General features: G+C 75.3%; 15 protein-coding genes and 1 riboswitch. Of the genes, 7 read left to right on the forward strand and 8 right to left on the reverse strand.

What is annotated here, in order from left to right; all coding sequences use genetic code 11:
- The first annotated feature begins 50 nt into the window (after window positions 1–50).
- Entirely contained in the window at window positions 51–1247 is a 1197-nt protein-coding gene (hppD, locus tag ACR80Q_RS12245; protein WP_435377905.1) for a 4-hydroxyphenylpyruvate dioxygenase, read from the forward strand.
- 113 nt (window positions 1248–1360) lie between these two features.
- Here hppD and ACR80Q_RS12250 read toward each other — a convergent pair whose 3' ends face one another.
- On the reverse strand, window positions 1361–1534 hold the full coding sequence (locus ACR80Q_RS12250; protein WP_435377906.1) for a CsbD family protein: 174 nt from the start codon (window positions 1532–1534) through the stop codon (window positions 1361–1363).
- A gap of 156 nt (window positions 1535–1690) precedes the next feature.
- On the opposite strand from ACR80Q_RS12250, the gene ACR80Q_RS12255 reads away from it, so the two are divergent.
- Window positions 1691–2626 (forward strand): NAD-dependent epimerase/dehydratase family protein, encoded by a 936-nt coding sequence (locus ACR80Q_RS12255; protein WP_435377907.1) that lies wholly within the window; start codon window positions 1691–1693, stop codon window positions 2624–2626.
- A gap of 237 nt (window positions 2627–2863) precedes the next feature.
- Complete coding sequence (locus ACR80Q_RS12260; protein WP_435377908.1) at window positions 2864–3445, forward strand: RDD family protein; 582 nt, start codon at window positions 2864–2866, stop codon at window positions 3443–3445.
- Here the strand turns inward: ACR80Q_RS12260 and ACR80Q_RS12265 are convergent.
- Window positions 3354–4340 (reverse strand): aldo/keto reductase, encoded by a 987-nt coding sequence (locus ACR80Q_RS12265; protein ID WP_435377909.1) that lies wholly within the window; start codon window positions 4338–4340, stop codon window positions 3354–3356. The genes ACR80Q_RS12260 and ACR80Q_RS12265 overlap by 92 nt on opposite strands.
- 164 nt (window positions 4341–4504) lie before the next feature.
- Between ACR80Q_RS12265 and ACR80Q_RS12270 the strand changes: the two genes are divergently transcribed.
- Together ACR80Q_RS12270 and ACR80Q_RS12275 are read left to right on the forward strand one after the other, a co-directional pair.
- Window positions 4505–6664 carry a putative bifunctional diguanylate cyclase/phosphodiesterase gene (locus tag ACR80Q_RS12270; protein ID WP_435377910.1) on the forward strand — a complete coding sequence of 720 codons (2160 nt, stop codon included), beginning with the start codon at window positions 4505–4507 and terminating at the stop codon, window positions 6662–6664.
- Window positions 6661–7560, forward strand: coding sequence for an HDOD domain-containing protein (locus ACR80Q_RS12275; protein WP_435377911.1), 900 nt, complete (start codon window positions 6661–6663; stop codon window positions 7558–7560). The genes ACR80Q_RS12270 and ACR80Q_RS12275 overlap by 4 nt, the downstream gene beginning before the upstream one ends.
- Before the next feature lie 88 nt (window positions 7561–7648).
- Here ACR80Q_RS12275 and ACR80Q_RS12280 read toward each other — a convergent pair whose 3' ends face one another.
- The 6 genes from ACR80Q_RS12280 to ACR80Q_RS12305 all read right to left on the reverse strand — a co-directional run bounded on the left by ACR80Q_RS12280 (window position 7649) and on the right by ACR80Q_RS12305 (window position 14046).
- Window positions 7649–8464, reverse strand: coding sequence for an energy-coupling factor transporter transmembrane component T family protein (locus ACR80Q_RS12280; RefSeq protein WP_435377912.1), 816 nt, complete (start codon window positions 8462–8464; stop codon window positions 7649–7651).
- Entirely contained in the window at window positions 8461–9981 is a 1521-nt protein-coding gene (locus ACR80Q_RS12285; protein ID WP_435377913.1) for an ABC transporter ATP-binding protein, read from the reverse strand. Before ACR80Q_RS12285 ends, ACR80Q_RS12280 begins: the two co-directional genes overlap by 4 nt.
- 11 nt (window positions 9982–9992) lie before the next feature.
- On the reverse strand, window positions 9993–10904 hold the full coding sequence (locus tag ACR80Q_RS12290; protein ID WP_435377914.1) for an ECF transporter S component: 912 nt from the start codon (window positions 10902–10904) through the stop codon (window positions 9993–9995).
- 53 nt (window positions 10905–10957) lie between these two features.
- Window positions 10958–11062: riboswitch (TPP riboswitch) on the reverse strand.
- Window positions 11063–11133: 71 nt separating this feature from the next.
- A complete protein-coding gene (locus ACR80Q_RS12295; protein ID WP_435377915.1) occupies window positions 11134–13377 on the reverse strand; it encodes a heavy metal translocating P-type ATPase in 2244 nt (747 codons plus the stop codon).
- Entirely contained in the window at window positions 13377–13595 is a 219-nt protein-coding gene (locus ACR80Q_RS12300) for a heavy-metal-associated domain-containing protein (protein ID WP_435377916.1), read from the reverse strand. The genes ACR80Q_RS12295 and ACR80Q_RS12300 overlap by 1 nt, the downstream gene beginning before the upstream one ends.
- Before the next feature lie 106 nt (window positions 13596–13701).
- Window positions 13702–14046, reverse strand: a complete 345-nt coding sequence (locus ACR80Q_RS12305; protein WP_435377917.1) for a metal-sensitive transcriptional regulator — start codon at window positions 14044–14046, stop codon at window positions 13702–13704.
- 157 nt (window positions 14047–14203) lie between these two features.
- On the opposite strand from ACR80Q_RS12305, the gene ACR80Q_RS12310 reads away from it, so the two are divergent.
- Both ACR80Q_RS12310 and ACR80Q_RS12315 read left to right on the forward strand, forming a co-directional pair.
- Complete coding sequence (locus tag ACR80Q_RS12310; protein WP_435377918.1) at window positions 14204–15517, forward strand: M14 family zinc carboxypeptidase; 1314 nt, start codon at window positions 14204–14206, stop codon at window positions 15515–15517.
- A gap of 120 nt (window positions 15518–15637) precedes the next feature.
- Window positions 15638–17293, forward strand: a complete 1656-nt coding sequence (locus ACR80Q_RS12315) for an HNH endonuclease signature motif containing protein (protein ID WP_435377919.1) — start codon at window positions 15638–15640, stop codon at window positions 17291–17293.
- Window positions 17294–17311: the final 18 nt, after the last annotated feature.

The raw sequence follows: 17311 nt of genomic DNA on the forward strand, positions 1-17311 counted from the left end.
GCCAGGAACCGCCGGACGCAGTCCCGCACCCACCGGAGCGAAGGAGCCCCATGACCATCGAGCAGACCCTCACCGACGCCGAGCGCCTCGCGCACCTGGACGCCGACACGCTCAAGCAGCTCGTCGGGCTCGTGGAGTACGACGCCGCGAACGACCCGTTCCCCCTGACCGGCTGGGACGCGATCGTCTGGGCCTGCGGCAACGCCACCCAGGCCGCCGCCTACTACCAGCACGTCTTCGGCATGCGGCTGGTGGCGTACTCGGGCCCCGAGACCGGCAACCGCGACCACCACGCCTACGTCCTCACGACGGGCGCCGTCCGCTTCGTCCTCAAGGGGGCCGTCGACCCCGGCAGCGCCGTCGCGGACCACCACCGGGTGCACGGCGACGGCGTCGTCGACATCTCGCTCGAGGTGCCCGACGTCGACCGCTGCATCGACCACGCCCGGACCCAGGGCGCCCGCGTCGTGGTGGAGCCCCACGACATCACGGACGACCACGGCACCGTGCGCACCGCGACCATCGCCACCTACGGCGACACGGTGCACACACTGGTCGACCGCAGCCGCTACACCGGGCCCTACCTGCCCGGCTACGTCGAGCGCAGCAGCGGCATCGCCGACCCGGCGCCGGAGGTGTTCCAGGCCCTCGACCACGTGGTCGGCAACGTGGAGATCGGCCGGATGGACACCTGGGTCGACTTCTACAACCGCATCCTGGGATTCACCAACATGGCGGAGTTCATCGGCGACGACATCGCGACCGAGTACTCCGCCCTGATGAGCAAGGTCGTCGCCAGCGGCGACCACCGGGTCAAGTTCCCCCTCAACGAGCCGGCCGTGGGCAAGAAGCGCAGCCAGATCGACGAGTACCTGGACTTCTACCGCGGCCCCGGCGCGCAGCACCTGGCGCTGGCCACCGACGACATCCTCGCGGCGGTCGACCGGCTCCGGGGCGCCGGTGTGCAGTTCCTCGCCACGCCCGAGTCCTACTACACCGACCCCGAGCTGCGGGCCCGGATCGGCGAGGTCCGCGTCCCGATCGAGGAGCTGCAGAGCCGCGGCATCCTCGTCGACCGCGACGAGGACGGGTACCTGCTGCAGATCTTCACCAAGCCGCTGGGCGACCGGCCGACGGTGTTCTTCGAGATCATCGAGCGGCACGGCTCGCTGGGCTTCGGCAAGGGCAACTTCCGCGCCCTGTTCGAGGCGATCGAGCGCGAGCAGGAGCTCCGCGGCAACTTCTGAGCCACCCGCCGCCCCCTCCACGCACGACGGCACACCGCGTCGACCAGGTCGACGGGGTGTGCCGTGGTGCCGGGACGGTCTCGACGCCGGGGCGCCGTCGCGTCCAGCGGGGCTCAGCGCTTGAAGGCGTCCTTGACCTTCTCGCCGGCCTGCTTGACGTCGGCCTTGGACTGGTCGTTCTTGCCCTGGCGCTCGAGGTTGTCGTCACCCGTGGCGCCGCCGATGCCCTCCTTGGCCTTGCCGGCCAGCTTGTCGACGGTGTTCTCGGTCTTGTCGGCGTCCGACATGGTGCCTCCAGATGAAGTCGTGGTCCGCGACGCATGGATCTGCGTCTGCGGCGTACAGGACAGGGGTACCCACACCACGCGCTCGCTAACACCGGGGGGTGGGACTCGTCGCAGGGCCGCGGCGTGGGACCGGTAGGACCGGAGGGGTGGTTCGTGATGGCCGTCGAGGTGGACGTCAGGTCGCGCACGGTGCTGGTCACCGGCGGGCACCCGCTGCTCGTCCCGGCGCTCGTGGGTCGGCTGCTGACCGGCGGCCACCGGGTGGTCGTGCCCGCCGCGCCGCTCCTGCCCGGGCTCACGGTGCTGCCGTCGTGGCCCCGCACCGGCGACCCCGCGGCTGCGGCCCCCGAGGTCGTGGAGCACGACCCCGAGGACCCGGACGTGCCCGCCTCGTTGCGCCACGGCGTGGACCTCGTGCTGCACCTGACCACCGGGCCCGTGGGCGACAGCCTGGCGACGCGCAGCACGGCCGTGCTCGACGCGCTGTTCGCGCTGCGGGTCGCCGAGGTCAACGGGGCCCGCCTCGTGGTGGCCTCGGTCGACGGCGACGGCGCGCACACCAGCACGGTGGAGGGCCTGCTGGCCGGCTACCGGTCGGCGCACGACGTGGACGCCGTGCTGGCGCGCGTGACCGACTGCTACGGCCCGGGCCTCGCGGCGGGCACCCCCGGTGCGGTGTCCCGGCTGCTCGAGGTGGCGGTCACCACCGGCACCGTCGTGGTCGACGCCAGGGACCACCGGCGTCACACGCCCTGCTACGTCGAGGACGCGGTCGACGGCCTGCTGGCCCTCGCCGCCCGGGTCGGCCCGGGACCCGCCGAGGGCCCCACGACTGCGGTGCACCTCGGCCCGACGCCGGGCCTGTCCACGCCCGAGCTGGCCGAGCAGGTGTGCCGTGCCACCGGCGCCGACGTACGTGTCGTCGGCCTGGCCGCACTCCGGGACACCTCCTGGCCCACCCTCCTGCCGGGCCCCGGGACCACCGCCCCCGGGACCCGGGCCGAGCCGGACCGGTCGTGGGGGTGGCGACCGCGGGTCGACCTGCCCGAGGGTCTCCGCCGCTGCGTGGCGGCTCTGCCGGCGCTGGCCTGAGAGGCTCGCCGGACCGGGGGACGGTGCGGGACGGCAACGCCCGGCGTCGGAGCCGTGGCGGAGCACCGCATGCACCAGGGCGGACAGGGCGGGGCCACAGGTCGCCCGCGTACGAGGGGTGCCGGCCGACCTGAACGGGACGTACCCGTCCGACCCGGGCTCCCCCGTTCGGACCGATCTCGCGTCGTCGCGGCCAAGCCCGCCCCGACGGGGGATCCGGTGCCTAGCGTTCGAGGCGTGAGGACGACAGGTCTCGGCCCCGACCACGGGGCCCCGGCGGGGGTGGACCCGCTCGGCAGCGCCGCCCGGCTGCGGCAGGCCAGGCTGGACCCCGACGTCCTCGCCGACCGGGTGCTGCACGTCGGCGTCGACGCCGTCGTGCTCACCCTGCTGCTCGCGCTGCCCGCGCTGGTCGCCACGCTCGCGACGCTGCTGGTCGACGTCCCCGTGGCCGTGCCGCTGCTCGCCGTCGTCGCCGCCGTCCTGGTGACCGTGACCGGTGTCGCGGTCACCTGGCCGCACCACGACGGCGGGCGAACCGCCGGCATGCGGTGGGTGCGGCTGCGCGTGGTGGACGCACGGGGCGGTGCGCCCTCGCGGGCAGCCCTCGCCGTGCGGGCGCTGCTCCTGCCGGTCGACGTCGTGGTCGGGCTGCCGCTGGTGCTGCTGCGCGCCGACCGCCGCCGCCTGGGTGACCTGCTCGCGGGCACCCAGGTCGTCCGCGACCTCAGCGCAGCGGCGGCTGCGGCTCCTCGTCCGGGTACTGCGACGAGTCCTCGGGCCCCGTGGCGTCCAGCCGACGTCGCTCGTCCTCGCTGAGCTCCAGCGACGCCGCGGCCACCGAGTCGACGATGGTCGCCGGGCGGGTGCTCCCTGGGATCGGCACCACGGCGCCGGACCGCGAGAGCAGCCACGCCAGCGCCACCCGGTGCGGGCTGACGTCGTGAGCCCGGGCGACGTCGGCGAACTCGACGTACTGCGAGCCGACCTCGCCCGCCCGGTCGGCCCCGCCGAACGGCGACCAGGGCACGAACGCGATCCCGTGGCGGGCGCACGTCTGCACCACCTCCGCGTGACGGCGGAACCGGGGCGAGAACTCGTTCTGCACCGCGACGACCCCGCCGTCGTCGGGTCCGCCCGCGACCTCCAGCGCCACGTCCAGCATCTGCGGGGTCACGTTGGACACGGCCACGTGGCGGACCAGACCGGCCTCGCGCAGCGCCAGCAGGTTGGCGACCTGCTCCGCGTAGGGGCGCCCCGGCTCCGCACGGTGCAGGTAGTAGACGTCGACCACGTCACGGCCGAGGGCGACCAGGCTCGCCTCGCAGGCCCGGCGCAGGCCGTCCGCGCTGGCGTCGCGGACGGCGCCGTCCGCGGTGCGGACGATCCCGGCCTTGCTGGCCACGACCACCGTCGAGGCGTCACCGGACCAGGTCCGCAGCGCCTCGGCCACCAGGGCCTCGTTGTGGCCCATGGCGTCCCAGTCCGGGGCGTAGATGTTGGCGGTGTCGACGTGGGTGACCCCGGCGTCGAGGGCGGCGTGGACGGTCTCCAGCGCACGGTCGCGGTGGTCGAGCATCCCCTCCCACGACAGCGGCATGGCCCCCAGCCCGACGGGGTGCACCCGGAAGTCACCGAGCCGACGCGTCGCCGGTCCGCCGGTGTCCTGGGGGGTGCCGGGCTGGTCGGTCCGCTGGTCGGTGGGCTCGCTCACCCCGGCATCCTGCCAGCCCGGCCGCAGGCCGGGGCGTGGGACGGCGGTAGGCCGGACGGGCTACCCCGGCTACGGAGGTCGGCCCGGGCTACCGATCACCCGTGTGGTCCCCCTGCTGGCGGGGCCGTGCCCACGGACGGGCGGACGACGGGCAGGAGGCCTGGGTGAGCGGGACCGACGCACCACCGGAGGACTGCCGGGAGGCGCTGCAGCACGCTGCCGCGATGTCCGACAGCGCCCTCCTGCTGGTCCGCGACGGCGACCCGCCCAGCGTCGCCTGGCTCAACACCGCCGCCGCCGACCTGCTGGCCCGCGACGCCACGTCGGTCGCCGGGCTGCCGCTGGCCGGCGTGCTCACCTGGTCCGCCGGGGCCCCGCTGCTGCACCAGGTCCGCACCCAGCGGCGGCCGGGGGTCCTGACCGGGGCCGACGGCAGCGCCCACCCCGTCGAGATCACGGCGCACCCCGTCCCGGGCCAGGCCATGTGGGCCGTCACCGCGGTGCCCGAGCACGACGCCGTCGGTCGTGGCCGGGCGCACGCGGCGGCCGCCGAGGCCGCCGAGCGCCGGTTCCTCGCCCTCACCGAGCAGAACCCTGTGCCGACGGTGCTGTCCGACGTCGGCATGCGGCTGGCCCACGTCAACGACGCCTTCGCCCGGCTGACCGGTCTGCCGGTCGACTCGCTGCTGGGCACCGGGTGGCTGCGCCTGGTCGACGCGGACGACCTGGACGCCGTCACCGACTGCGCCCGGCAGGCGTTGGAGGGCACCCACGCCGACGTGGTCGTCGGCTTCGCGACGGTCGGCGGCGGTCGCCGCCTCGTCCACCTGCGCCTCGCCCCCGCCCACACCCCGGGGCACGGGCCCAGCTTCGTCGGCACCGCGGAGGACGTCACCGAGCGCCTGGCCTTCGAGCAGCAGCTGGCCTACCAGGCGCGGCACGACGCACTGACCGGCCTGCCCAACCGGTCCGCCCTGTTCGAGCAGCTGCAGCAGTCCCTCGCCCGCCCCCCGGCCCTGGCCGGGCACGGCGGGACCCCGGTGCCCGCGGCCGGCGCCGGCGGGCCCGACGTGGCCGTGCTGTTCCTCGACCTGGACAACTTCAAGACGATCAACGACTCGCTCGGCCACGACGCCGGGGACTCCATGCTGGTCGAGATCGCCCGCCGGCTGCGCGGGGCGGTGCGCGACGGGGACGTCGTGACCCGGATGGGGGGCGACGAGTTCGTCGTGGTCTGCCACGGCGTCGTCGACGACGCCGAGGCCGAGGTGCTGGCCCGCCGCGTGCTGGACGTCTGCACCAGCCCGCTCACCGTGAACGGCGTGCTGGTGCACCCGTCCGCCAGCATGGGCGTGGCCCGGGCCGGGGTGGGCCACAGCGGCGCCCAGGACCTGCTGCGCGACGCCGACATCGCGATGTACGACGCCAAGGCGCGCGGCAAGAACCGGTTCGCCGTCTGCGACGAGCGCTCGCGCGACGTCGCCCGGGACACCCTCCAGCTGCTGGCGGACCTCCGGGTCGCCATCGACACCGGCCAGGTCACCGTCGCCTACCAGCCGGTCGTTCACCTGGGACCGGTCCCCGACGGCGAGGCCCCGGACCGTCGCCCCCTGCCCGCCGTGGAGGCGCTGGCCCGCTGGGACCACCCCACCCGCGGCCCGGTCCCGCCGGCGGAGTTCGTCGCGCTGGCCGAGGGGCACCAGCTCATCACCTCGCTGACCGCGCACGTGCTGGACGTCGCGTGCGCGCAGATGGCCCGCTGGCGCGACACGCTGGGACCTCTCGCCCCGGCCAGGCTGAACGTCAACCTGTCCGCGCTGCAGCTGGGCGACCCCCGCCTGCTCGGCACCGTCACGCAGGCCCTGGAGCGCCACGGCGTCCCGGCCACGGGCCTCTGCCTGGAGATCACCGAGTCGGCGATCATGGCCGACCCCGTAGCGAGCCGGGACACCCTCACCTCGTTGCGCCGGGCCGGCATCTCGGTGGCGATCGACGACTTCGGGGTCGGCTACTCCTCGCTGGCCTACCTGCAGCACCTGCCCGTGGACCACCTCAAGATCGACCGGTCGTTCGTCGCCGAGCTGGCCACCGGGGGCCAGGGCGTGGTGGCGGCGGCCGTCATCTCCCTGGCCCGTGCCCTGGGTCTGTCGGCGGTCGCCGAGGGGGTCGAGGAGCCCGTGCAGGCGGCCCGGCTGCGACAGCTGGGCTGCGAGCTGGGTCAGGGCTGGCTGTGGGCCCGCGCGCTGACCGGCGACGAGCTGGGCGACTGGGTCCGTGCCCGCTCCGCCCGGGCGGAGCACTCCGCCGCCGAGGACCCCTCGTGAGCGTCTGGCGGGACGCGACGACCCTGCCGGGGGCCGACGACCCCGCCTCCGACGGGGGGCCCTGGGACTCCGGGCGTGGCGTCGTGGTGCTGGAGGAGCTCCTGGGGCGGTTGGACCAGATCCCGACGCAGCGTGCGGTCGCCCACCAGATCGTGCGGATGACGCGGGACGACGACATGTCGGCCCGCCGGCTGGCTGCGGTCCTCGGCGCGGACGCCCCGCTGACCGCCCGGTTGATGCGCCTGGCCAACTCCGCCTACTACGGCCTGTCCGGCCGGGTCCGCACCGTCCCGTTCGCCGTGACGGTGCTCGGGTTCACGACCGTGCGCAGCCTGGCCATGGCGGCCGCGGCGGGCCTGGGTGGTCACGACTCCGTCCCGGCCGGCTTCTGGCACCGCAGCGCGTGCACCGCGGTCGCGGCGGCCGAGCTGGCCCGGCCGCTCCGCGTCAACGCGCCGGACGCGTTCTGCCTGGGGCTGCTGGTCGGCATCGGGCAGGCCCTGCTGCACCGGGTCGACAGGGACGTCTACTCCGAGCTGCTCGGCGCCACGACCGACCGGGTCTCGCTGCTGGAGGCCGAGCGGGCACGCTACGGCGCCTCCCACGTCTCGGTGTCGGCGACCGCGCTGGCGGCGTGGGCGTTCCCGCCGGACATGCCCGCGACGCTGCGGGTGGTGGACCGGTGGCCCTCGAGCCGGCCGACCGAGAACGGCGAGAGCGCCGCGGTGTGCCTGCTCCTGGCGTGCGCGGTCGCGGAGCGGATCGCCGACCCGACGGGCCCCCCGCACGACGTGCGGCACCTCAGCGGCGGGCGGGTCGGTCCCGACGACGTGGCGTCGCTGGTCCGGCGCGTGCCGACGATGGCGGCCGACCTGGTGCGAGCCGTCACCGGCTGAGCCCGGGCGGCGCCGCCCAGCCGCCCAGCCGCCCAGCCGCCCAGCCGCCCAGCCGCCCAGCCGCCCAGCCGCCCAGCCGCTCAGCCGCTCAGCCGCTCAGGACCAGCTGCCACGTGCCGGCGGCGACCCCCGCCACGGTCGCCACCCCGGCCAGCGCGACCCCGCCGAGCACGACCGCGGCGTCCCAGGCCCCGAAGTGGCTGGGCCGGGCCCAGGTCCGCTCCCGGACCAGCCCGAACCCCCGGGCCTCCATGGCGGTGGCCAGCACCGTGGCCCGCCGCACCGCCAGCACGAGCAGGGCGAACAGCCGACCGCCGAACCCGCGGAGCCGACCCAGCACGCCGTCGTCACCCAGCCCGCGCGCCCGTCGGGCCTGCCCCAGCGCCGTCCACTCCTCCGCCAGCACGCCCACCAGGCGCATCGCGGCGAGCGCCGACAGCACGAAGCGGTGGGGCAGCCGCAGGTCCTGGGCCAGGGAGTCGGCCAGGTCGGTGGGGTCGGTCGTCGACAGCAGCACCACTCCCGGCAGCCCGATGGCCAGGATGCGCAGGACGATCGCCACGGCCGACACGGCCGAGCCCTCCGTGACCGTGAACCAGCCGAGCCCCAGCAGGACCGCTCCGGAGTCCACCCCGAGCAGCGCCGTGAACACCCCCGACGGGACGGCCGCGACGACCAGGACCCAGCTGCGGCGCCACAACGCCCGTGCCCCGAGCCCGGTGAACGGCAGGCAGGCCACCACCAGGGCGAGCGCGACGCCCGCCGTGACCACGTCGGTGGTCAGGACCAGCGCGACGGAGATGACGGCGGCCACGGCCAGCTTGGCGCTGGGGTTGGCGCGGGCCAGGGGGGCCGAGGTGTCCACCCCCGCCGGCCCGGACAGCACGTCCGTGGGCAGGCTCATGGCACCCCTCCCGCGGTCCGGGCGGCGCGGGGACGGTCGGGCGCCGGCAGCCGCAGGACGTCGTCCGCCAGGGCGGCGACGAGGTCGGCGTCGTGCGTCACGGCGCACACGGCCACGCCGGCGTCCCGGACCTCGGCGAGCAGGGCCACGAGCTCGGCCCAGGTGCGCGAGTCCTGCCCGAACGTGGGCTCGTCCAGCACGAGCAGGCGCGGCCGGGTCGCCAGGACCGTGGCCACCGACAGCCGCCGCTGCTCGCCGCCGGACAGGGTGAAGGGGTTCGCCGCGGCCAGCCGGTCCAGCCGCAGCCGTTGCAGCAGCTCGTCCACCAGAGCGGCGGTGCGGGTGGGGTCGGTCCCCTGCAGACGGGGGCCGACCGCCAGCTCGTCCGCGACCGTGGCGGCGACGAACTGGTGGGCCGGCTCCTGGAACACCGTGCCGATCCGGGCCGCCAGCTCACGGGCGCGCCAGCGGTGCGGGGACGGACCCGCGCCGTCCGCCAGGGTCTCGTGGGCCACCAGTCGACCGGCGACGGGGGCCGCCAGCCCCGACAGCGCCAGCGCGAGGGTGGACTTGCCCGCCCCGTTGGGGCCCAGCACGGCGGTGCAGGTGCCGGCGTCGACCTGCAGGTCGACGCCGGCTGCCGCGGGGGCGACGGCGCCGGGCCGGCGCACCGCCAGGTCCTCGGCCTGGAGCAGTCGCGGCCCGCGTACGCCCGCCCGCGGCCCCGGGGTGCGGGGCGGGTGGTCGGGCACCCACACCCCGACGGCGGCCAGCTCGGCCCCGTGCCGGCCGAGCACGTCGGCCGGGGACCCGTCCGCGCGGACCCCACCCCCGGGCTCGAGCACCACGACCCTGTCCACCAGCGGGAGCCAGGGACCCACCCGGTGCTCGACCAGGACGCAGCCGGAGCCGGTGGCCGCCAGCAGGTCCGCGACCGTCGCCCGCAGCCCGTCGGCGCCGACCGGGTCGAGCATGGCGGTGGGCTCGTCCAGCAGCAGCAGCCCGGGTCGCAGCGCCAGCACCCCGGCCAGGGCGAGCCGCTGCCGTTCTCCGCCGGACAGCCGCGCCGTCGGGTGGGCGCGGTCGTACGGGAACCCCACGGCCGCCATCGCCTCGTCCACCCGGGCCCAGATCTCCTCCCGGGGCACGCCGTGGTTCTCCAGGCCGAACGCGACGTCGTCGCCGCAGCGCGCGAGCACGGTCTGCGACAGCGGGTCCTGCAGCAGGAGCCCGGTGCGGGCCGCGCCGGCCTGCACCCCCGCGGCGCGGGCCGCGCGGACCTCGACGCCGTCGAGGGCGAGCCGGCCCTCCTCGTCCCCGTTGTCGGGGTCGAGCAGACCCGCGAGCCCCTGCAGCAGCGTCGACTTGCCGGCGCCGCTGGGGCCGAGCAGCAGCACCCGCTCCCCCGCGGCGACGTCCAGGTCCAGGCCCCGGACGGCCCAGGCCCGTCGGGTGCCGTGGCGCCAGCCCCAGCCCCGGGCGCTCAGGACGGGCGGCGCGACCCCGACGGCTCCCACGGGAGGGCCGCTCAGACCCGTCGCCCGTCCCGGCCGGAGGCCAGCGGGGCGAGCACCCCGGTCCGGGCCAGCGCCCGGGCCAGCGCCCAGGACCCCAGACCGGCGACGACCACGCCCGACACGGTCGCGAGCCCGATGTAGGCCAGCTGGATGCCCGGCACCAGGTCCGGGTAGTAGACGGTGGTGTCGAGCACGCCGACCACCACCCCGGCGCCCGCACCGGCCATCAGGGCGACCGGGAGCCGCCAGTAGCGGTAGAGCAGGACGGCCAGGACGACCTCGGCGCCGAGGCCCTGCAGCAGGCCGTACCAGACGGTCGCGAAGCCCCACTGGTTGCCGATCACGGCGCTCAGGGCGGCCGCGACCAGCTCGGTGAACATGGCGGCCCCGGGCTTGCGGATGACGAGCCCGCCCAGCACCCCGGGCAGCAGCCACACCCCGACGACGAGGGCGCTCACCGGTGGCGCCAGGAGCGGACCGACGACGGCGTAGGGGCCGATGTTCCAGACCACGAACAGCAGTCCGCCCGCGACGCCGAGCACGGCGGCCACGACGATGTCGACGACGCGCCAGGCCTGCCGGGCGGTCGCGGCACCCAGGACGCTGATGCCCAGCAGCGCCACCAGCATCCCGACCGGCACGGTCAGCTCGTCGAGCGGGGTGCCGAACACCTCGCTGCCCGCGGGCAGCCCGACGGCGACGACGGCCGCGCCCGCCAGCAGGCTGGCCAGGACCCCGACGACGAGCACGGCCCGGGTGCGGCCGGTCAGCGGCGGGAGGCTGGTCCGCGCCGTCCCGTCGGTCGTGCGAGGGCCGGCGCTCCTGCCCGGGCCAGCGCCCGTGCCGGGCGTCGGGTGGTCGGCGGGCTGGTGCGCGGGCTGGTGCGCGGGGTCGGTCCCCGCCTTGTTCTCCGTGGTGCTCATGCGTCCTCCCAGGGTCTCCAGGAGGGGGACCCGTCGACGCAGCGGTGCCGTCGACGGGTCGAGACTCGACTACCTCCGCCGGTGCTAACCGGATCAGGTTCGAGGGTCTGCGGTCGCCCGCACTCTCAGCGCCTGGTGGCGCTCCCCTGTCGTGGGGGGAACTGTACGCCCCGCGTCCGGGGCGCACGCGCCACCTCGACCACCGGTGTCGGCCGATGACGGCCGAGTGTCAGCCGACGCTGCGGAAGCGGCGCAGCCGGAGGCTGTTGGTCACCACGAAGACGCTGCTCGCCGCCATCGCCACCCCGGCGAGCAACGGGTTGAGCAGGCCGGCGACGGCGAGCGGGATCCCCGCCACGTTGTAGGCGAAGGCCCAGAACAGGTTGCCCTTGATCGTGCGCAGCGTCGCCCGTGACAGCCGGACCGCGTCGACCGCGGCCCGCAGGTCGTCCCGGACCAGCGTGATGTCGCTGGCCTCGATCGCCACGTCGGTCCCGGTCCCCATGGCGATGCCCAGGTCGGCCGCGGCCAGCGCGGCCGCGTCGTTGACGCCGTCCCCGATCATGGCCACGACCCGGCCCTCGCGCTGCAGCCGACGGACCTCCTCGAGCTTGTCCTCGGGCATGACCTCCGCGCGGACGTCGTCGGGGTCGATGCCCACCTGGGCGGCGACCGTGCGTGCGGCGGACAGGTTGTCCCCGGTCAGCAGGTGCGGCCGCAGGCCGAGCGCGCGCAGCTCGGCGACGGCCTGGGCCGCGGTCGCGGTGATGGTGTCGGCGACCACGAGCAGACCCCGCGCGCGGCCGTCCCAGCCGACGGCCACCACCGTGCGGCCCGCGTCGTGCGCGTCGTCGACCGCGGCCCGCAGCGTGCCGTCGAGGTGCTGGGACCACTCGTCGGCCAACCACGCCTGACGTCCGACGACGACGGCGTGACCGTCGACCGTGCCGGCCACGCCGAGACCCTGCCGGGAGGCGAAGCCGTCGACCGCGGGCAGCGGCTGCTGCGCGGCGTCGACCACGGCCCGGGCGATCGGGTGCTCGCTGCCGAGCTCGAGCGCCGCCGCGAGACGCAGCACCTCGGTCGCGTCCTCCTCGGGCGCGGCCACGACGTCGACCAGACGCATCCGACCGGTGGTGATGGTGCCGGTCTTGTCCAGCACGACGGTGTCGACCCGACGGGTGGACTCCAGCACCTCCGGCCCCTTGATCAGCACCCCGAGCTGCGCGCCGCGTCCCGTGCCGACCAGCAACGCGGTGGGGGTCGCGAGACCGAGCGCGCAGGGGCAGGCGATGACGAGCACGGCCACGGCGGCCGTGAACGCCGCCGTGGGGTCGTCGCCCCAGACCAGCCACCCCACGAGGGTGAGCAGGGCGATGACGAGCACGACCGGGACGAACACCCCGGAGACCCGGTCGGCGAGCCGCTGCACCTCGGCCTTGCCCGACTGCGCCGACTCCACCAGACGGGCCATCTGCGCCAGCCGGGTGTCACCGCCGACGCGGGTGGCCCTGACCACCAGGCGGCCGTCGGTGCTGGTGGTGGCCCCGGTCACGGTGTCACCGGGACCGGTCTCGACCGGCACGGGCTCACCGGTGAGCATGGCCTCGTCCACCGCGCTGGTGCCGTCGACGACGACCCCGTCGGTGGCGACGGTCTCGCCCGGGCGGACGACGAACAGGTCCCCGACCTGCAGCCGCTCCACCGGGACGCGCTCCTCACGGGTCGAGCCCACGCCGTCCGGCAGCAGCGTGACGTCCTTGGCCCCCAGGTCCAGCAGCGCGCGCAGCGCCGCCCCGGACCTGTTCTTCGCGCGTGCCTCCAGCCAGCGGCCGACCAGCACGGCGGCCGTGACGACCGCGGCGACCTCGAGGTAGATCTCGTTGCCGCCCGCGCCGGGCTCGGTGACCAGGCGCAGCTCCATCGTCATGCCGGGCATGCCCGCCATCCCGAAGAACAGCGCGTAGAGCGACTGCGCGAACGCCGCGGTGACCCCGATGCTGATCAGCGTGTCCATCGTCGCCGCACCGTGGCGGGCGTTGACCACCGCGGCCCGGTGGAAGGGCCAGGCACCCCACACCGCGACGGGTGCGGCCATGGTGAGGACCAGCCACTGCCAGTTGTCGAACTGCAGCGCGGTGACCATGGACAGCACGAGCGTCGGGACGGCGAGCGCGGTGCTGATGAGCGCGCGCTGGCGCAGCGACGCGGTCTCGTGGTCCTCGGCGGGCGCGTCCCCCTCGTCCTCGTCGCGTCGGAGGGGGGCCGGCAGGGTGGCGCCGTAGCCCGTCTTCTCGACCGTCGCGACGGCGGCGGCGACGTCGGTGCCCTCGGGCAGGCGGACCGTGGCCTTCTCGGTCGCGTAGTTGACGCTGGCCTCGACGCCGGGCATGCGGTTGAGCTTCTTCTCGATCCGCATGGCGCACGAGGCGCAGGTCATGCCGGAGATCTCGAGAACGACGGGGGCGCTCATCAGCGCACCAGCTCGTAGCCCGCCTCGTCGACGGCGGCCGCGACCGCGGCCTCGTCCAGGGGCTGCTCGCTCAGGACGGTCACCGGGGTCGTGCCCCCGACGACCAGGTCGACGCTGACGTCGCTCACGCCGGGCAGGGCGCTCAGCTCCTCGGTGACGGCGGAGACGCAGTGGTCGCAGGTCATGCCGGCGACGTGGAGGGTGGTGGTGGCGCTCATGCTCAGGGTGTCCTTCGGTCTGGGGTGGGTGGCTCCCGGGAGGCGGGCCACGTCGGTCGGTGCGGGCTCGGTGGGTCCGCGCTCGGTGGGGGTGCGGGCTCGGTGGTCAGGACCGGACGAGCCGGGCGACCGCGGCAGATGCCTCGGCGATCCGGGCGTCGGCGTGGTCGTCGTCCTCGACCGCGTGCTTGACGCAGTGGTGCAGGTGCTCGTCCAGCAGCTGCAGCGCGACCGCCCGCAGGGCCGCGGTGGTGGCGGACACCTGCGTGAGGACGTCGATGCAGTACGTGTCCTCGTCGACCATCCGCTGCAACCCGCGCACCTGGCCCTCGATGCGACGCAACCGCTGCAGCACCTTGGCCTTGTCGCCGCTGGCGACGTAGGCGGGAGGTGACGTGGGAGGCGCGAGGCGCGGCTCGGCGTCCTGGTCGGTGGTGCTCTCGAGGGCCATGACGACGATGCTACTCCTACCCCTAGGGGGTATCTCACCAAAACTCCGGATGACGTTGACACCTGGGTTGTCCACGACTCACCTATCGCCTTGACTCCTGACCTCGGGCCGGGTTGGGTCAACGGGTCCCCCTTCCCCATCCCATCGAAGGAGCCCCATGAGACGCGCACCCGCTCTGACCGCCGGCCTCGCCCTGGCCGTCGCCGTCCCCCTGGTCCTGGCTGCGACCAGCGCTCCGGCCTCCGCGCAGGACGTCGCGGCCCCCACCACCGGGTTCGAGGACAGCGGCGGCGCCGCGTGGACCACCCTCGAGCAGGAGTACGAGTTCCTCGAGGAGGTCGCCGCGCTGAGCGACCGCGTGACGCTGGAGCAGGTCGCCACCACCGCTCAGGGCCGGCCCATCCACCTGGTCACGGTCACCAACGGCGACGACCGTTCCCAGGAGCAGGTCTCCCGGGGCTCCAGCGCGCTGGTGCTGTGCCTGCAGCACGGCAACGAGCCCGCCGGGCGCGAGGGCTGCCTGGAGTCCATCCGCGACCTGGCGTTCTCGACCGACCGGGCCGACGCGCAGCTGCTCCAGCGGTCCACGGTGATGTACGTGCCGACCGTCAACCCGGACGGCCGGGCGGCCAACACCCGCGCGAACTCCGAGGGCATCGACATCAACCGCGACCACATCTCGCTGGCGACGACCGAGGCGCGGCTGATCGCGGAGCTCACCCGCGACTACGACCCGGAGATCCTCCACGACGCCCACGAGTACGGCGGCAACCGGACGCTGTACAACCGCGAGTTCATCCACCTGTGGCCGCGCAACCTCAACGTCGACGACGGCGTCTACGACCTGGCCCGGCAGCTCACCCTCGAGTACGTCGACACCGCGGTGGTCGACGCGGGGTTCACCACCGGTGAGTACGGCATCTACTACGACCCCGCCACGGGCGAACCCGTCCGCCAGGTCGCGGGCGACCAGGACGAGCGCATCCTGCGCAACGCGACCGGCCTGCGCCACACGGCCGGACTGCTCGTGGAGTCCCTGGTCAACGACTTCGACGGCGTGGGCGTGGTCGCCAACAACAACCGTCGCGTCGAGTCGCAGGTGGTCGGGATCGAGGGGACGCTCGACATGCTCCGCGAGGAGCGGGAGCGGCTGGTGGCGCAGACCCGCGCGGCCGAGGCCCGGGCCACGGCCGAGGGCCGGTCCGGCACCGGCGTCATCTACTTCGACGGTGCCGACAACGACGAGCCGGACCCGACCCGCGTGGTCGACCCGCCGTGCTCCTACGTCCTGACCGGCGACCAGCACGCCGAGCTGGACGAGACCCTGGCGCTGCACGACATCGCCGTGACGCAGTCCTCGACGGGCTGGGTCGTGTCGATGGCGCAGCCGGCCAAGACCGTCATCCCGCTGCTGCTGGACGGCCGGTCCAACCACAGCCTGGTCGACGCCACCCCGGTCGCCTGCCGCTGACCGCACGACCGGGACCGACGGGGGTGGCGCGCCGCTGAGGCGCACCGGACGCGCCCCCGTCGCGGAGACCCTCGGCCACGACCCACGGGTTGTGTCCGGGGGTCTCCGTACGTTCCTCCCATGGTGACCACGACCGGTCCGGCCGCAGGTGAGGAGCCCCTCCACCGTGCCATCGACACCGCCTCCGCCGCGGTCGCCGATGCCGTCGCCGCCGTCACCTGGCAGACCCAGGACGTCGCCGTCCTGGAAGCCGTCCGTCGGGTCGCGGCCCTGAAGGCCCAGGTCGAGGCCCTGCACCTCGCCCTGGTGCGCCAGGTGGACGAACGGGGCGTGGCGACCGCCTCGCCCGTCGCCACGACGCCCGAGGGGTTCCTGCGCACGGCGTGCCTGCTCGACGCGGGGCAGGCGCGGCGTGACGTCGCCGCCGCCCGCGCCACCGGGCCGGGCGCGCCGCTGGAACCCTTCGCGGACATGCTGGCCGGGGGCCTCACGAGCCGGGCGCACCTGGACGTCGCCGTCACCTGCCTGGACCACATCCCGTCGCACGTGCTGGAGCGCCCGGGTGCGCCGGCGCGGATGGTCGAGCACCTGCAGGAGGCGGCCGACGGCACCGGCCCCGCCGGCATGAAGAAGGAGGCCGCACGGCTGCTGACGCGACTGGTCCCCGAGCGTGAGGAGCGCTTCGACGTCCACGCGCACCAGCGTCGGTTCGTCGACCTCCACACCGACGACACCGGCATGGTGGTCGGGTCGTTCCAGCTCGACGCCGTCACCGGTGCGACGTTCCGCACCGCCCTGGACCAGCACAGCGCCCCGACCGTCGGCGCCGACGGCGACCCCGACCGGCGCACCGCACGGCAGCGGCGGGCCGACGCGCTCGGTGCGGTCTGCGAGACGGCGCTGGGCGTGGCCGTCCCCCGACGCGGCGAGCGGCCCCGCATCGTCGTCCACGTCACGCCCGCGCAGCTGGTCGACGCCTCGACCGGGCTGGCGTTCCTGGAGAGCGGCGAGTCGTTGAGCCACTGCGAGGCGACCCGGCTGGCCTGCGACGCGGTCCTGCAGCGCGTGGTGATGGACCCCTCGGCGGGCCCGCTGGACGTCGGCCGCACGCACCGCCTGGTCACCCTGGCCCAGCGCCGGGCCCTGGAGGCCCGGGACGGCGGCTGCATCATCCCCGGCTGCGGCGCAAAAGCGACGCACTGCGACGCCCACCACGTCGTCCCGTGGAGTGCAGGCGGACCGTCCGACCTGCGCAACCTCTGCCTGCTCTGCCCCGGCCACCACACGGCGGTCCACGCGGGCTCCTGGCTGATCACCGTGGACGACGGGCAGCTCATGGTCACCCCACCCCGGTGGGTGGACCCGACGCGGACACCGCGCCCTGTGCAGCACCACCGAGCCCGCCGCTTGTTCGACGACCTCGACGCGGACCTCACCACGGAGACCGCCCCCGACCCGGGTCCCGACACCGGCGCGGACACCGTCACCGGTACGGACCGCGGCACCGGTACGGACCGCGGCACCGGCACCGCCAGGGCCCCGGACACCGACACCGACGTCGTCACCGGCACGGACCCGACCGGGGACCCACCCCGCTGGCGGCACCCGGTGCTCGACCTCGCCGTGCCGGCGGACCGTTGGCGACCGGCGCGACCGCCGGACGAGCCCTGGACCGTCGCGACCGGCGAGGCGCACCGACACGTCGACCTGACCGTCGGCCCCCTCGTGGCGCTCATGCAGACCCACCTGCGGGATCACGCGCTCCCACCGCCCTGACCGGGTTTACCGTCGGGG

The organism is Aquipuribacter aurantiacus (genome assembly GCF_051216895.1).
Taxonomy (GTDB): domain Bacteria; phylum Actinomycetota; class Actinomycetes; order Actinomycetales; family JBBAYJ01; genus Aquipuribacter.

Bases quoted from the DNA above. Each gene is read 5' to 3' on its own strand.
- hppD (WP_435377905.1), top strand. From the start codon at position 51: ATGACCATCGAGCAGACCCTCACCGACGCCGAGCGCCTCGCGCACCTG.
- ACR80Q_RS12250 (WP_435377906.1), bottom strand. From the start codon at position 1,534: ATGTCGGACGCCGACAAGACCGAGAACACCGTCGACAAGCTGGCCGGC.
- ACR80Q_RS12255 (WP_435377907.1), top strand. From the start codon at position 1,691: ATGGCCGTCGAGGTGGACGTCAGGTCGCGCACGGTGCTGGTCACCGGC.
- ACR80Q_RS12280 (WP_435377912.1), bottom strand. From the start codon at position 8,464: ATGAGCCTGCCCACGGACGTGCTGTCCGGGCCGGCGGGGGTGGACACC.
- ACR80Q_RS12290 (WP_435377914.1), bottom strand. From the start codon at position 10,904: ATGAGCACCACGGAGAACAAGGCGGGGACCGACCCCGCGCACCAGCCC.
- ACR80Q_RS12295 (WP_435377915.1), bottom strand. From the start codon at position 13,377: ATGAGCGCCCCCGTCGTTCTCGAGATCTCCGGCATGACCTGCGCCTCG.
- ACR80Q_RS12300 (WP_435377916.1), bottom strand. From the start codon at position 13,595: ATGAGCGCCACCACCACCCTCCACGTCGCCGGCATGACCTGCGACCAC.
- ACR80Q_RS12305 (WP_435377917.1), bottom strand. From the start codon at position 14,046: ATGGCCCTCGAGAGCACCACCGACCAGGACGCCGAGCCGCGCCTCGCG.
- ACR80Q_RS12310 (WP_435377918.1), top strand. From the start codon at position 14,204: ATGAGACGCGCACCCGCTCTGACCGCCGGCCTCGCCCTGGCCGTCGCC.
- ACR80Q_RS12315 (WP_435377919.1), top strand. From the start codon at position 15,638: ATGGTGACCACGACCGGTCCGGCCGCAGGTGAGGAGCCCCTCCACCGT.